This is a genomic window from Motiliproteus sp. SC1-56, from assembly GCF_017309075.1.
Classification (GTDB): domain Bacteria; phylum Pseudomonadota; class Gammaproteobacteria; order Pseudomonadales; family Balneatricaceae; genus Motiliproteus.
The window spans coordinates 281,907-296,087 of sequence record NZ_JAEMGS010000001.1 but is presented as its reverse complement, the minus strand read 5'-3'; the positions used below and the strand labels follow the sequence as shown (position 1 = coordinate 296,087).

At 63.2% G+C, this 14,181-nt stretch carries 12 protein-coding genes and 1 pseudogene; all 13 read right to left on the bottom strand.

Features of this window, described 5'->3' with window-relative positions:
• Positions 1-206: 206 nt before the first annotated feature.
• Complete coding sequence (locus tag JGZ97_RS01445; protein ID WP_207060813.1) at positions 207-1,190, bottom strand: TRAP transporter substrate-binding protein; 984 nt, start codon at positions 1,188-1,190, stop codon at positions 207-209.
• A gap of 292 nt (positions 1,191-1,482) precedes the next feature.
• Entirely contained in the window at positions 1,483-2,847 is a 1,365-nt protein-coding gene (locus tag JGZ97_RS01440; protein ID WP_207060812.1) for a sigma-54 dependent transcriptional regulator, read from the bottom strand.
• Between the two features lie 62 nt (positions 2,848-2,909).
• A complete protein-coding gene (locus JGZ97_RS01435) occupies positions 2,910-3,314 on the bottom strand; it encodes a bacteriohemerythrin (protein WP_207060811.1) in 405 nt (134 codons plus the stop codon).
• 30 nt (positions 3,315-3,344) lie between these two features.
• The gene (locus JGZ97_RS01430) at positions 3,345-4,316 is read right to left on the bottom strand and encodes an HD-GYP domain-containing protein (RefSeq protein WP_207060810.1); all 972 of its coding nucleotides are present in this window, start codon (positions 4,314-4,316) and stop codon (positions 3,345-3,347) included.
• A gap of 191 nt (positions 4,317-4,507) precedes the next feature.
• Positions 4,508-5,644, bottom strand: a complete 1,137-nt coding sequence (locus JGZ97_RS01425; protein WP_207060809.1) for a chemotaxis response regulator protein-glutamate methylesterase — start codon at positions 5,642-5,644, stop codon at positions 4,508-4,510.
• Positions 5,645-5,658: 14 nt separating this feature from the next.
• Entirely contained in the window at positions 5,659-6,138 is a 480-nt protein-coding gene (locus tag JGZ97_RS01420) for a chemotaxis protein CheD (RefSeq protein ID WP_207060808.1), read from the bottom strand.
• A 21-nt stretch (positions 6,139-6,159) separates the two neighbouring features.
• Positions 6,160-6,972 (bottom strand): protein-glutamate O-methyltransferase CheR, encoded by an 813-nt coding sequence (locus JGZ97_RS01415; protein WP_207060807.1) that lies wholly within the window; start codon positions 6,970-6,972, stop codon positions 6,160-6,162.
• A 152-nt stretch (positions 6,973-7,124) separates the two neighbouring features.
• Entirely contained in the window at positions 7,125-7,673 is a 549-nt protein-coding gene (locus JGZ97_RS01410) for a chemotaxis protein CheW (protein ID WP_242521446.1), read from the bottom strand.
• A 9-nt stretch (positions 7,674-7,682) separates the two neighbouring features.
• Complete coding sequence (locus JGZ97_RS01405; protein ID WP_207060806.1) at positions 7,683-9,842, bottom strand: methyl-accepting chemotaxis protein; 2,160 nt, start codon at positions 9,840-9,842, stop codon at positions 7,683-7,685.
• A 48-nt stretch (positions 9,843-9,890) separates the two neighbouring features.
• A complete protein-coding gene (locus JGZ97_RS01400) occupies positions 9,891-12,083 on the bottom strand; it encodes a chemotaxis protein CheA (RefSeq protein ID WP_207060805.1) in 2,193 nt (730 codons plus the stop codon).
• Between the two features lie 92 nt (positions 12,084-12,175).
• Positions 12,176-12,496, bottom strand: a complete 321-nt coding sequence (locus tag JGZ97_RS01395) for a lipid asymmetry maintenance protein MlaB (RefSeq protein ID WP_207060804.1) — start codon at positions 12,494-12,496, stop codon at positions 12,176-12,178.
• A gap of 20 nt (positions 12,497-12,516) precedes the next feature.
• Positions 12,517-12,888, bottom strand: coding sequence for a response regulator (locus JGZ97_RS01390; RefSeq protein ID WP_207060803.1), 372 nt, complete (start codon positions 12,886-12,888; stop codon positions 12,517-12,519).
• 354 nt (positions 12,889-13,242) lie between these two features.
• Positions 13,243-13,512, bottom strand: a pseudogene (locus JGZ97_RS18420) (methyl-accepting chemotaxis protein); the annotation flags it as partial.
• Positions 13,513-14,181 lie beyond the last annotated feature (669 nt).

Genomic DNA, 14,181 nt, shown 5'->3' with positions numbered 1-14,181 from the left:
AGATCCTGTAGTGAAGCCGTCCCGTTCCTGGGACCCTTCACCGGCCGTGGAGGAATGTCCCACAGGGCATCCCGAAGGGCTTGCGCCGGGATCTCCTGTGGAACCGAGCCTCGCAGTCAGGCCCTTGAGCCTGAATCGAAAACAGGGGGGATTGCTCCCCCCCGTCCGTGGGGGTCAGCCGGGCTGACCCCGCTGGAAGGAGCGATTTAGTTGTTGGACGCGGCAGCGGCGTCGATCAGGTCAGCACCGATCTCGCCTTCGAACTGCTTCCAAACCGGCTTCATCGCCTCGACCCACTGCTGACGCTCTGCGTCGGTCAGCGAGATAACTTCGGAGCGGCCGGAATCGATGATGGCCTGCTTGTCGGCGTCGGCCTTCTCAGCGGCGATCTTGTTACCGTGAGCGATGGCTTCGTCCAGGGCCTTCTTCAGCTCGGTGCGGACATCGTCATCCAGGCCTTTCCAGAACTCGGCGGAGGTCACGACCAGGTAATCCAGCACACCGTGGTTGGACTCGGTGATGTAGGGCTGCACCTCGAAGAACTTCTTGGAGTAGATGTTGGACCAGGTGTTCTCCTGACCGTCGATGGCCTTGGTCTGGAGCAGGGTGAAGACCTCGGAGAAGGGCTTCTTCAGGGGTACGGCTTCAACCGCTTCGAACTGGGCCTGCAGCACGTCGGAGGTCATGATGCGGAACTTCTTGCCGGATGCGTCGGCGGGGGTGCGCAGGGCCTCACTGGCGGACAGCTGCTTCATGCCGTTGTGCAGGTAACCCAGGCCAACCAGCCCCTTGCTCTCGAGAGAGCCGAGCAGTTTCTGACCGGCGTCGCTCTGCTGGAAACGCTCAACCGCTTCCATATCCTTGAACAGGAAAGGCAGGTCGAACAGCTGCAGGGAGGTGGTGTACTTCTGGAACTTGGACAGGGAAGGCGCTGCCATCTGCACGTCACCCAGCAGCATGGCTTCGAGGACCTTGTTGTCGCCGAACAGCTGAGAGTTCGGGAACACCTTGACCACTACGTCGTCAGCCATACGCTCGGCGACCAGGTCACGGAATTTGATCGCCATCTGACCCTTGGGGGTGTTCTCGGCGACCACGTGGGAAAACTTCAGTTCAACGGGGGCTGCGGTGGCCACTTGGGCACCCACAGTCAGGGCAAGGGAGGCGACAGCCGCGGAAAGAATACGCATCAGTTTTTCCTCATCATTATTTGTTGTCGTTTTTAATTTGCCGTGTTTGGACCCGGAAGGCCGCTCACGATCTGGAGGGCTTTATTGCAAGCAAGATGCCAAACACTGAAAGCCATGCGCCGTTTTCTTATTTTCGCTTAATTTACAGAGTGTTAAAGCCTGCAAGCCACATCGAAGAGACCAATTTCGGGTTTCAGAAACGGCGGAAAACCACCCATTAGCTCGCAGTGAAGACGGGGAATATGACCCATACGCTCCGCGGTTGCCGACTGTTTCCGGCAACCGCGGTCGCTCAGCCCTTGAAGTCCCGCTTGTCGAGGTGGTACTTGCGCATCTTGTCGTAGAGGGTTTTGCGGGGCAGGCCCAGGTTGATCAGGGTCTCCTTGATGCTGCCCCGGCAGCGGGCCAGCTCTTCCTCGATCAGCATTTTCTCAAAGCGCTCGACTTTCTCCGGCAGCGTCAGGGCCGAAGCCGCTTCCAGCTGCGGGATCAGCTGATCAAACTCGAAGGTGCAGCCCTCGCCGAGCAGCACGTAGCGCTCGGCGACGTTGCGCAGCTCCCGGACATTGCCCGGCCAGTCGTAGCTCACCAGACTGTGAACCCGCTCAGGGCTCAGCGCCGGCACCTCCCGCTGGTACTGGGTGGAGGCAATCAGGGCAAAATGCTGGAACAGCAGCGGAATGTCTTCGGCCCGCTCGCGCAGCGGCGGAATATCCACCCGCACCACGTTGAGCCGGTAATAGAGGTCTTCGCGGAAATTGCCGGCGTCGCTCTGCTCCCGCAGGTCCGCCTTGGAGGCGGCGATAATGCGGATATCCAGCGGAATCTGCTCGTTGGAGCCCAGCCGCTCGATGCAGCGCTCCTCCAGCACCCGCAGCAGCTTTATCTGCAGCGATACCGGCATGCTCTCGATCTCATCGAGAAACAGGGTGCCGCCCTGAGCGTGTTCCAGCTTACCCACCCGCTGGCTTTTGGCGTCGGTGAAGGCCCCCTTCTCGTGCCCGAACAGCTCGCTCTCCATCAGGTTCTCGGGCACCCCGCCGCAGTTGATGGCGACGAAATTACGGTCCTTGCGGTCGCTGTTCTCATGGATGTAGCGGGCCACCAGGTCCTTGCCGGTGCCGGTCTCGCCCATGATCAGAATATCCGCCGGCGTATTGGCCACCTGGGCCAGGAGCTGGCGCATCCGCTGCAGGGGCAGCGACTTGCCGATGATGCGCGGGCCGGGAGCGCTCTGCGCCTGCAGCTCCTGGCGCAGGTTGCGGTTCTCGATGGTCAGGGCCCGTTTCTCCATCGCCCGGCGCACCACGTCGGTCAGCAGGTCCGCGGGAAAGGGCTTCTCGATGAAATCGTAGGCCCCGCCGCGGATGGCGTTCACCGCCATGGAGATATCGCCGTGGCCGGTGATCAGGATGACCGGCAAATCGGGGTCGATCGCCTGCACCCGCTCGAGCAGCTCGAGGCCGTCGATGCCGGGCATGTTGATATCGGTGACCAGCACTCCGGGCCAGTCGAAACTGACATCGGCCAGGGCTGGTTCGGCGCTCTCCAGCGCCTTTACCTGGTAGCCGGCCAGTTGCAGCGTCTGGCTGCTGGCGGTGCGGATGGATTTTTCGTCGTCGATCAGGATGACCGGCAAGGGCCGCTGCTCGCTCATGGTCTCGGTTCCGTTTGGAAAGCGCTGGGGCCCAGAGGATACCGCAAGATTCAGCCTCGCAGCTAGCGGATGCCCTGCGCCTTGAGAAAGTGCGCCATCTCCCGGTCGGCGTGAATATGGGCCAGCAGCCAGTCACGCAGCAGCTGCAGCAGGGCCTTGCCCGCCTCCTTGTCGCGGCCCAGGGAGGCGGCGTCAAAACCGAAGGCGCGCTCCAGGGAGCCGTCGTGCAACTTCTTGTGCTGGGCGAGGTCGGGGTAACCCGCCTCGCGCATCAGCGCCTCTTCCGTGCTGAAGTGATCGATGCAGAGCGTGTTGAAGCGGTTGAGGATCTGCACCAACTGGTCGCCGCTCTCCTCCGCTTCGAGCAGGGCCTGGGTCTCGTTGATCATGTCCACCATCTCGCCGTGCTGGCGGTCGATAGCTTCAATGCCAAGGTGAAGACTGGGTTCAAGTCGCAATGCGCGCATGCGTGTTCCTCCTACTGCCGGCCGCAAGGCCTAGGATAGTCTTGGCCATAGCCCGCTGAGGATGGCCGAAAGGTTGAAATGAAAGGGTGCCTTGACCATTTCCGCCACCGTGAAGCGGCGGATACCGGTATCCCGAAGTTCAGGCTCCGCGAGGTGCTCGCCGTCACTGGAGAGAATCACCGCCACCTCGGGAAACGGGTGCCCGGTCCCGGCCCCGGTCACCACCCCCACCTCGTCATTGATCAGGCGCACCCAGCTGCCGGGGGGATGCATGCCCAGGGTATCCGCCAGTGAGCGGGCGATATCGGCATCCACCTGCTCGTCACGCATTCGGAAGATATTTTTAATCGCCTCCCGGGGCGACAGTGCAGGACGGTCACCGCGAGGGCGCACCATGGCCACGTAGACATCGGCCACGGTCAGAATCCGCGCGCTGAGGGCGATCTCGCTGCCGGCCAGCCCCTGCGGGTAGCCCTTGCCGTCGGGCCGCTCGTGGTGCTGCTCCACCGCCTCCAGCCAGACCGCATCCTTGACCCCGGCCCGCTCCAGGATCCGGCGCCCCCCCGTGGGATGCTTGCGGATCATGGCGCGCTGCCCCTCGGTCAGTCCGGTGGCCTGCCGGTCCAGCTTGTTGTCCTGCAGGTCGAGCATGGCGATATCCTGGGTCAGGGCGGCGCAGATCAGCAGCAGCCGCGCCGAGGGCGAAAGCCCCGCCTGCTGACCCAGCTGCTCGCACAGCACGCCGACGAAGAGCTCCTTGACGTGCTGGTATTGAGGATTGCGGTTGAGCTGCAGCGCCGCCAGCAGGCCGTCCTTGTGCTGCTTGCAGGCGCCCTGAATCTGGTGCGCAAGATAGAGGCAACGGGAGATATGTTTGCGGTCGGGGCTGAGCAACAGCTGGTCGTAGGTATCCAGCAGAAATCGATGCCGGGCATCGATCCAGGCAAACACGCTAATACTCTTGGCGCCCCCCCGGGCGTTCCCGGGGTCGTGCGTCGACATTACCATCACCTCTAAAAGAAAGAGTTTCCGGTCCCTGGAGTCGCTCTACGGCAGAAAAAGCGTCGCTATTCTACTCTAGTACAGGGCGTGGAAGATACTCCAAGCGAGGCGGGAGAGCAAAACCTAATCCTTTGTTTTAATGAGGCTATTGATTCGTTTGAAGGGGGCGGGGGAGACGCCCCGCCTACAGGCTACTGGGCGTGAAAGTAGTCGATGATTTCCCGGGGAATCTGCTCCAGATCGACGCTGCGCTGCAGTGCGCCGATCTTAAAAGCCTCTTTTGGCATCCCGTACACCACGCAGCTGGCCTCGTCCTGGCCCAGGGTCTGGGCCCCGGCCTGGCGCATCTCCAGCAGGCCGCGGGCGCCGTCGTCCCCCATCCCGGTCATGATAATCCCCAGGGCGTTGGGGCCGGCACAGCGGGCAGCCGAGCGGAACAGCACATCCACCGAGGGCCGGTGGCGATTGACCAGCGGTCCGTCCCGCACCTCCACGTGAAACTGGGCGCCGTTGCGCTTGACCAGCAAATGACGGCCTCCGGGAGCGACCAGGGCCACACCCGGCAGCAGGCGGTCACCGTCATGGGCCTCACGCACGTTGATCTGGCAGAGGCCGTCCAGTCGCTGGGCAAAGGCCTCGGTGAACTTTTCCGGCATGTGCTGCACGATGGCGATGCCCGGCGAGACCCGGGGCAAGGCCTTGAGCACCCGCTCCAGGGCCTGGGTGCCGCCGGTAGAGGTACCGATCACCACCAGTTTCTCGGTGGTTTTCACGCCGTGCAGAGATCCTTCTCCTCTCAGAGACGCAGCCTTATCTAGGGGCGCTCCTCCGCCCAAGGCTGGCCCTTCAGGCAGGACGGCATCGGCGCTGAGCTTGGGGCTGACCTTCAGCTGCGCGCTGGCGTCGGTGCGCGCCTCAAGCCGCGCCTGGCTGGCGGCCTTAACTGCGGCGATCAGCCTCTTGGCCGACTCGTGCAGGAAGCCCTTCAACCCCACCTTGGGTTTGGTAATGATCTCCACCGCACCGGCCGCCAGGGCCCGGTGCAGGGTTTCAGAATTGGACTCGGTCAATGACGAGCAGATCACCACCGGGGTCGGGCGCTCGGCCATGAGCTTGCGCAAAAAGCTGATCCCGTCCATGCGAGGCATCTCCACGTCGAGGACGATGACGTCGGGCCAGCACTTTTCCATCTTTTTCAGGGCGAAGAGCGGGTCGGCGGCGCTACCGATCACCTCTATGGCCGGGTCGCTGGCGAGGGTGGCGGTCACGACCTGGCGCACCACCGCCGAGTCGTCCACCACCATGACTTTGATCTTTTCTCTGCCCATCTGCTCTTGGACCCTCAGTGTTCGTTCCCAGCGCCCTGCCCCTGCCAACGTACCCAGGTCCGGCCCGTCTCCAGTTCCAAAATTATCGCGCGGTGACCGCTCTTGCCCACGTGCTCGGCCCGGATGCGAAAACCCTCCTGGTGCAGCAGCCGGCGGGCGGCGCCGATGTTGCGCTGACCAATATCCAGCCCCTGGCGCGCCAGCTGGGGAAACATGTTGCCACCGCCGAACACCTTGACCTGGTAATCCCGGGGCCGGGTCCGGGTGCGGACCAGCTCCCGCTTGAACATCGCCATGACCTGGTCGGCGTAGCGGCCGTCATAGCCCCCCTTCTCCAGCTCCTTGCCGCCGTTATCGGGCAGCAGGAAGTGGCACATGCCGCCGATACGCTGTTGCGGATGCCAGAGGGTAATCGCCACGCAGGAGCCCAGCAAGGTTTTGATCTGTTCACCCCGGCTGCCGAAGTAAAAGTCGCCGGGTTTAAGTACCTGCATCGGCATCCTCTTTGGCATGACTTAAAGGGGCTTGCGGTAGAGGGTGGGACGAATGAGCTCGAGGGAGTCGGTGACCCCGTTGAGACTCTCCGAGTGGCCGACGATGAAATAGCCGCCGGGCTTGAGCTTGGGCAGCATGCGCGCCACCACCGACTGCTTGGTCTGCAGCGAAAAGTAGATCATCACGTTGCGCAGAAAGATCACGTCGAACTCACCGATGTTCGGCAGCGGCGCGTTCAGGTTCACCTGCTCGAAGCGCACGTGCTTGCGCAGCTCGGGGGCGATCAGAAAGGCGCCCTCCTGGGAACGGACCCCCTTGAGGCAGTAGCGCTTAAGGTAGTGCTCGGGAATCTCGTGGGCGACGTTCATCGAATAGACCGCCCGTTGCGCCCGCTGCAGAATCGCCCGGTTGATATCGGAGCCGAACACCTCCCAGGTGCCCTCGCCGAGCCGGTCGTGTATCACCATGGCGCTGGAGTAGGCCTCCTCGCCGGAGGAGCTGGCGGCGCTCCAGACCCGGATCCTGCGGCCCGGCCCCAAGGGGGCGAGCACCTGCTCGCGCAGAAAATCAAAATGGGCGGGCTCTCTGAAAAAGTGGGTCTCGTTGGTGGTGAGCTGGTCGATCACCACCTGCAGCTCCTGGGGCTCGAGCTGATGGGACATCAAGCGGTTGAAGTAGTCACCGAAGCTCTGCAGCCGGTAGTGACGCAGGCGCTTGCCCAAACGTCCCACCACCAGGCGCTTCTTAGCATCGGACAGGGTAATCCCCGCCTGCTCGAAGATCAGCTGGCGAAACTGGTCGAACTCCTTCTGGCTGATGGTCTCGGCGCTCAATGACTCTCCCTCCGCTTACTCCCCTAATCATCCGGCAAGGGGGCCGCCGGGGCAATCCGCGGCGGATAAGACATCTGTTTTGAATAGAAAAACGCCCGAAACACAGGCTTCGGGCATGGTTCCGGCAAATCGCCGCTTCTTCTTAACCGCCCTCAGGCGTCTTCACCACCAAGATCCGCACCGGGGACATCACCCAACTGGGAAAGCTCGTCCACCGACAGCACCTTGTTGACGTTAAGCAGCACGATAAAGTCCTCACCGACCCGGCCCATGCCGGCGATGAAGTCAGTGCGGATCTTGGCGCCAAAGCTCGGCGCCGCGCCGATATTGGCCGCCTCGATATCCAGCACCTCGCTGACGCTGTCGATCACGATGCCGATATCCAGCCGCTCCTGGTCACTCTCCACCTCGACAATGACGATGCAGGTGCGCTTGTTGGGCGGCGAGGAGGCCCAGCCGAAACGCACCGGCAGGTCGATGACGGGCACCACGTTGCCGCGCAGGTTGATCACCCCGCGCACGTATTCCGGAACCATGGGCACGCTGGTCACCTTGCCGTACTCGATGATCTCCTTGATGGGAAGGATGTTCAGGCCGAACATCTCTCCCTGCAGGTAGAACGTCAGGTACTGCCCGCCCTGCTGCGCTTGCGCCTCGGTCAGCTCGCCGGCCTCGGCCGGCTTCTCCATTATCTGCCCCATGCTGGCCTCCTAGAACCGCTGAAACTCGGCTTCAGGCGCCTCGGCAGCCGCCTCGGCTTCGGGCTCCTGGCGGCTTTGCCGGTTGCCGCTGATGGCGGTTGAGGTAGATAGCGGCAGCGGACTGCGGACGCCGTGCCCTTCCTCCACCTTGAAGTAGCTCATCAGCTGCTGCAGCTGCACTGCCTGGCTGCTCATCTCTTCGGAGGTGGCCGCCAGCTCCTCGGAAGAAGAGGCGTTCTGCTGGGTCACGCCGTCCATCTGGGTCATGGCGGAGTTGATCTGACCGACCCCGCAGGCCTGCTCGTTGGAGGCCGCGGCGATCTCCTGCACCAGGTCAGCGGTCTTGGCGATGCTGGGTACGATCTCATCCAGCAGGCGGCCGGCGTTTTCCGCCACCTCCACGCTGCTGGAGGCCAGGTCGCTGATCTCCTGGGAAGATTTCTGACTGCGCTCGGCCAGCTTGCGCACTTCCGCCGCCACCACGGCAAAGCCCTTGCCGTGCTCGCCGGCGCGGGCCGCTTCGATGGCCGCGTTCAGCGCCAGCAGGTTGGTCTGGTAGGCGATGTCCTCGATAATGGCGATCTTCTCAGCGATGTTCTTCATCGCCGCGACGGTGTTGCTGACCGCCTGGCCCCCTTCCTGGCCCTGTGTCGAGGCCTTGGTGGCCATGCCGTCGGTGAGCTTGGCGTTCTCCGCGTTCTGGCTGATGGAGGCGGTGATCTCCTCCAGCGACGCGCTGGTCTGCTCGACGCTGGCCGCCTGCTCACTGGAGGCCTGACTCAGGGACTGGGAGGTGGCGCTCACCTCTTCGGCGGCGCTGGCCAGGGCGTCTGCCCCGGAGCGTACCTGGCCGACGATCTCGCCCAGCTTGGCGTTCATCAGCCCCATGGCTTTCAACAGCTGGCCGATCTCATCCCTGGAATCGGATTCGATCTTCGCGGTGAGGTCGCCCTTGGCCACCTGTTCGCAAGCCTTGACGGCCCGGGCCAGAGGACCGCTGACGGAGCGGGTAATGGCGACACCCAGGATCACCCCGATCACGATGGAGGCCAGGGAGACCCCGATCAGCACGGTGATGGCCTCCTGCTGGGCACGGTTGCCGGCGGCCTTGGCCTCTTCCATCTCAGCCCCGGCCAGCGCTTCCACCTGGTTCAACAGCTCCTCGGCGTGGCCCCCGGCAGCATCCAGCGCCTGCATGGCGAGGTTAGCCGCCTCCATTTCACTGATCAGGGCCCGGCGGCTGGCCATCACGCTTTCAGCCGCCTGCTGGAATACGCCGTGGTACTCATCCAACTCTTTGACGGCCTGGCGCGCCGCCGGATCCGTGACGGCGACCATCGCCGAGCCGTCCACGGTACCGCCGTTCAGCAGCGCCTCTACCAGCGCGTCAAACTCGACGATGGTATCCCGGTACTCGGCTTCAAGGTCGTTCACGGCAGCAGCTTCGGTCATCTGCGCCACCTCTTCGAGCTTGATCCGCGCCAGCTCGATCGACACCTTGATCTCCATGGCGGCGTCAATCTTGGGCACATCCTCCCCGACCACTTTTTGCAGCGCGGCGAGGGTTCGGGCATTGGCCAGTCCGGCCTCCACCTGCTCCTTGAAGACCGTCTCGGCCTGGTCGGCAAGGTCGACCACCTGGTCAAAAGCGGCCTCCATGTTCAGCATGGCCGCATCGGCTTGCTTAGCCGACTCGATCAGCATCCGACCCCGGGCCTGCATTTCGGTCGCGGCTTTCTGGAACTCGCCGTTATGCACCTCGTCGGACTGGCGCACCAGGTTGGCCAGCTCGGGGTTGTCGGTCTTGATCACCACCGAGCCGTCCGGCAGGGTGCCGCCCTCGACGATGGCACCGTTGTAGATGTCAAAGGCTTCAACCGAGGCCTGGTAGTTGCGCAGAATCTCTTCGAGCGCCACTTCATTGTCGGTGGCGATGGTGGCGGTGGCGCCCTTGAACTCCTCCATGGCGTTGCGGGCCACCATCAGTTCGAGCTTCATCTCGTTGGCCGCCTCCACGATGGGGGCCTCTTCGTTGCCGACCACCTGCAGGCTGTGATCCACCTTCTTGATGCCATTGAAGCCGACAAAGCTGGCAGCGCCGATCAGCACCAAGAGGGTGCCGAATCCAATCGCAAGCTTGCTCCCAATCAATAAATTACGCCATTTCATGGCTTACTCCTTTCGCTCTTGCCTTAGGTACTGCACAGGTTTTGCGGCTCAACCCAACTGAAGGGTTTTCTGTTCCGCCTCTTTGATCAGGGCCGACACATCCAGAATCATGGCCACTTCGCCCGATCCCAGGATGGTGGAGCCGCTGATTCCGCTGAGCCGGGAGAAAATCCGGCTCAACGGCTTGATGACTGTCTGGTATTCGCCCATTAACTCGTCCACGACCAAACCCGCTTTCTGGTTGCCGCTTCTGACCACGACGATGTTCTCCCGCCCCACCGTGGACGCGCCCCGCTCACCGAACAGTTCGCGCAGGTTGAGATAGGGCAGCACCTCGTCACGCAGGTTGATGTAGCGCCCGCCGTGGGCGCGTACCTTGTCCACGTCCTGGTGCTCGATGCACTCCACCACCGAGTCCAGCGGGATGACATACCCGGCGCTGCCGACCCCCACCAGAAAGCCGTCGATGATCGACAGGGTCAGCGGCAGGCGCACCTTGATCGAGGTGCCCCGCCCCAGCTCGCTCTCCACCTCGATGTCGCCGCGCAGGGCCTCGACGTTCTTGGTCACCACGTCCATCCCCACGCCACGTCCGGAGAGGTTGCTCACCGCCTCCTTGGTGCTCAGCCCGGCCTTGAGGATCAGGCGCAGGATCTCCGGACGGCTGAGCTGGGCGTCAGCGGGCACCAGACCGTTGGCGCGGGCCTTGGCCAGCACCTTGTCGGCATCGATGCCGCCGCCATCGTCACTGACCTCGATAACGATGCTGCCGGAGTCGTGGTAGGCATCGAGCTTGACCATCCCCTGTTCCGGCTTGCCGGCGGCGCGGCGCGCCTCGGCGCTTTCGATGCCGTGATCAATGGCGTTGCGCACCAAGTGGGTCAGCGGGTCGCCGATCTTCTCCACCACGCTCTTGTCCAGTTCGGTCTCGCTGCCCTCGATCACCAGGCGGATGGATTTGCCGAGCTCCCGGGAGACATCCCGCACCACCCGGTTAAAGCGATTGAAGGTATCCCCCACCTGCACCATGCGCAGGCGCAGGGAGCGGTCGCGGATCTCCTCCACCAGGCGCGAGATCAGGGACACCGACTCCTGCAGGTCGGCATCACCCAGCTGCTGGGCCTTGAGGTTGGTGCCGGCGCCGGCGATCACCAGCTCCCCCACCAGGTTGATCAGCTGATCGAGGCGGCCGGCGTCGACCCGGATCGACTTGCTCTCCTTGAGCTTGACCTCCTTGATCTGCTTCTGCTTGCCCAGGGCCGCCTTGACGGTTTCCGGGTGCACTGCCCGCTGCTCCACCAGCACCTCACCCAGGGGCTGGGGCTCGGGGTCGCTGCGGTGGGCCTGCTGGTAGGAGAGCGCCTTGTCCAGCTCCGGCTGCGTCAGGGCGCCGCACTGGAGCAGCAGGTCACCGATGCGGTAGCTGTCGTCCTGGGCCTTGAGCTTTTCGATCAGCTCGGCATATTCGGAGAGCTTGCTGTAGGGGGGCAGCACCGCCACTTCGGAGTCTTCGGCGATGAAGTCGAACACCTCCATGATCGTCTGCTTGTCGGCGTCGCTCTTAAACGCCACCTCCATCCCGAGGTAGCAGGACTCGGGGTCCATCGCCTCGGCCTCGGGCATGGCGTCAAGGCTGGTGGCCACCCGCACGATCTCGCCGAGAGTGGCCAGGTAGCGCAGAAAGGAGAGCGGGTCCATGCCGTTGCGAAACACGTCAGGGTGGAACTTGAGGGAGATGTGCCAGTTGTCGTTCTCCACCGGCGGGCTCTCCTGACGGTCAACGCTCGCTTCCCAGGTCGAAGGGCTGCTGGCCGCCGCCTCGGCGCCCGCCGCGGGCGAGGCGCCGCCCGGACCACCGGCCACGCCTTGAAGCCGCTCCAGCAGCTGACCGGATTGCTCAAGCAGGGCCGGATCCGTGGCTTCGCCGCCCATATCCTCGATCAGCGCCTCGGTGTGATCCCGGCACTCGAGGAGAATCGCAATCAGGGGCGGCGTGATAGCGATATCACCGTCGCGCACCCGGTCCAGGACGTTCTCCACCTTGTGGGTGAAGGCGACGATATCATCCAGGCCGAACAGCCCGGCAGAGCCTTTGATGGTGTGGGCCGCGCGAAAAACAGAGTTGATCAGTTCCTCATTGTCCGGCTCGGATTCCAGCTGGTTAAGGCCTTCCTCCATGGCGATCAGCAGGTCGAGACTCTCGGTGACAAAGGTCTCCTGGGCCTGTTCCATCAAATCCATAATCCGTGTTCTCCCACCGCTGAGTGTTGCGCATCAAGGCATTGGCGCAGACGGTCCCCGGGCAGCCTGCCGGGTGACCGCGGGTTGCATTGTTAAGAGGCGAGGACCAAAGGGTCGCCGAAATCTGCTTCCATGTTGAGCAGCGCCAGGACCTCGAGCATTGCCGGGCTGTGCGCGACCAGGGAGACAACTTTGTTGCCGGACTTGGCTTCGCGCTTGAGCAGATAAAGCAATTGAAAGCCGGCCGCATCCATCTCTTCCACGCCGGCCAGGTTGATCTCCAGCCGGCTGGCGCCGGCCAGGTGCTCAAGCAGCACCGGCTTGAGCTCCGCCGCGCCGTAAATGGTCAGCTCGCCGCTGATGTTGATGTGGCAGTGGCTGCCTTCTTGGTGCACTTGCAGGTTGGCGTCCATGAAAACCTCCGCGTGCCGGGCTAGGGCAGTACCAGCTTGGAAACCGCCGCCAGCAGCTGCGGCGGCTGAAACGGCTTGACCACCCAGGCCTTGGCGCCGGCGGCCTGGCCGGCGCGCTTTTTCTCATCCTGGGACTCGGTGGTCAGCACCATGATCGGGGTGAACTTGTAGCGGGGCAGCTGCTTGGCTTCCTTGATAAAGGTGATGCCGTCCATGTTGGGCATGTTGACGTCGGTGATGATCAGGTTGAGCTTCTGCCCGTCCAGCTTGCCCAGCGCGTCCTTGCCGTCGCAGGCCTCGATCACGTCGTAGCCGGCCCCTTTCAGGGTCATGCTGACAACCTGGCGAATGGACGCCGCATCATCGATCACCATGATGGTCTTGTTGGCCATAAGCGTTTCTACTCCCTAGAAAAAGGTAATTTCGCCGGACTCGGACTCGTCGTTTTCCTGCTCGGCGCCGTGGTTGAGGCGCTGCTCGCGGGTCACGTAGTCCAGCTCCATCTGCCGGAGCCAGGCGTCAATGTCCAGGGGCTCGACATCACCAGCGTCTGTCCGGCGCCCCATCTCCTCGGCCAGCTCGTCGAGGGAGCCGCCGACCTGATTGAGGATCTGGCTGGTCCGGTCCTGGAACTGCAGCGCCACGATCACCTCGCAGATGTCCTGGTGCACCAGTCGGTTGCGCTCCTGCAGCTGCTGGGCGTCGTTGGCCAGGGCCGAAGCGGTGTCGTTGAAGCGGGCCAGGACCTTCTCGATATGCTCACGGGAGGCGCCTTCGGCCTTGGCATCGCGCTCGGAGGTCTGCTCGGCGATGTTGACCGCCTCGGTCATGGCGTGGGCCACCACCTCCACTTTCTCACGGATTTTCTGCGCGGTTTCGCCGGAGAGGCGGGACAGGTTACGGACCTCGTCGGCCACCACCGCAAAGCCGCGTCCGTGCTCACCGGCACGGGCGGCCTCGATAGCGGCATTGAGGGCCAGCAGGTTGGTCTGCTCGGCGACCTTGGCCACATCCAGGGCCATGCCGTCCAGCTCCGAGGTATAGCTGGCCAGCACCTGCACCTTGGTCAGCATCTGTTCCTTGGTTTCCATGATCGAGCGCAGCATGTCGACCACCTGGTTGAGATCGCCCTCGCTGTTCTCAATCGTTCGCAGCACGCCGCTCTCGCCCTGTACCTGGGACTGGGAGATGGTCGCGTCGAGTTGCTGGCTGAGGGAGCTGAAACGCTCCGTGAGCTTGGCGACCTCGGCTTCGGTCTGGTCACGCACGGTGCCAACGTGGCGCTTGAGAATCGGCAGCGCTTGGCTCAGCAGCAGCTGGGCCTGCTGCAGGCTCTGCCGCTGAGCGGCCTCCCGGGCGCTGACGACCTGCCGCTCGTTATCCAGGTGCTGCTCGCGAGCCTGCTGCGCGCGCTCTAGATAGCGCCCCACGCCGGCACCGGCAATAACCAGCACCAACGCCGTAACAAGGCTAGCAACAGTAAAACCGGACAGCAGCAGCACCGCGAAGGCGGCCGCCACGGAAATTGCGCAGGGCAAGAGCAGGAAAACGCGCTGCTTCATCAAAACATCCTTTGTTCGCAAGTTGAGTTCGCCCTGAACCAGCGGAGAACAACGGCAAGGTGCCGAGAAACCGCGAAAAATAGCAGGTTAATATCGGCAAACCCTTGATCTGAGTCAGTCTTA

What these genes read in the sequence shown, in the direction of transcription:
- JGZ97_RS01400 (WP_207060805.1), bottom strand. Translation starts at nt 12,083, where the DNA reads ATGGATTTGATGGAACAGGCCCAGGAGACCTTTGTCACCGAGAGTCTC.
- JGZ97_RS01430 (WP_207060810.1), bottom strand. Translation starts at nt 4,316, where the DNA reads ATGTCGACGCACGACCCCGGGAACGCCCGGGGGGGCGCCAAGAGTATT.
- JGZ97_RS01425 (WP_207060809.1), bottom strand. Translation starts at nt 5,644, where the DNA reads ATGGGCAGAGAAAAGATCAAAGTCATGGTGGTGGACGACTCGGCGGTG.
- JGZ97_RS01440 (WP_207060812.1), bottom strand. Translation starts at nt 2,847, where the DNA reads ATGAGCGAGCAGCGGCCCTTGCCGGTCATCCTGATCGACGACGAAAAA.
- JGZ97_RS01435 (WP_207060811.1), bottom strand. Translation starts at nt 3,314, where the DNA reads ATGCGCGCATTGCGACTTGAACCCAGTCTTCACCTTGGCATTGAAGCT.
- JGZ97_RS01390 (WP_207060803.1), bottom strand. Translation starts at nt 12,888, where the DNA reads ATGGCCAACAAGACCATCATGGTGATCGATGATGCGGCGTCCATTCGC.
- JGZ97_RS01420 (WP_207060808.1), bottom strand. Translation starts at nt 6,138, where the DNA reads ATGCAGGTACTTAAACCCGGCGACTTTTACTTCGGCAGCCGGGGTGAA.
- JGZ97_RS01410 (WP_242521446.1), bottom strand. Translation starts at nt 7,673, where the DNA reads ATGGGGCAGATAATGGAGAAGCCGGCCGAGGCCGGCGAGCTGACCGAG.
- JGZ97_RS01395 (WP_207060804.1), bottom strand. Translation starts at nt 12,496, where the DNA reads ATGGACGCCAACCTGCAAGTGCACCAAGAAGGCAGCCACTGCCACATC.
- JGZ97_RS01445 (WP_207060813.1), bottom strand. Translation starts at nt 1,190, where the DNA reads ATGCGTATTCTTTCCGCGGCTGTCGCCTCCCTTGCCCTGACTGTGGGT.
- JGZ97_RS01405 (WP_207060806.1), bottom strand. Translation starts at nt 9,842, where the DNA reads ATGAAATGGCGTAATTTATTGATTGGGAGCAAGCTTGCGATTGGATTC.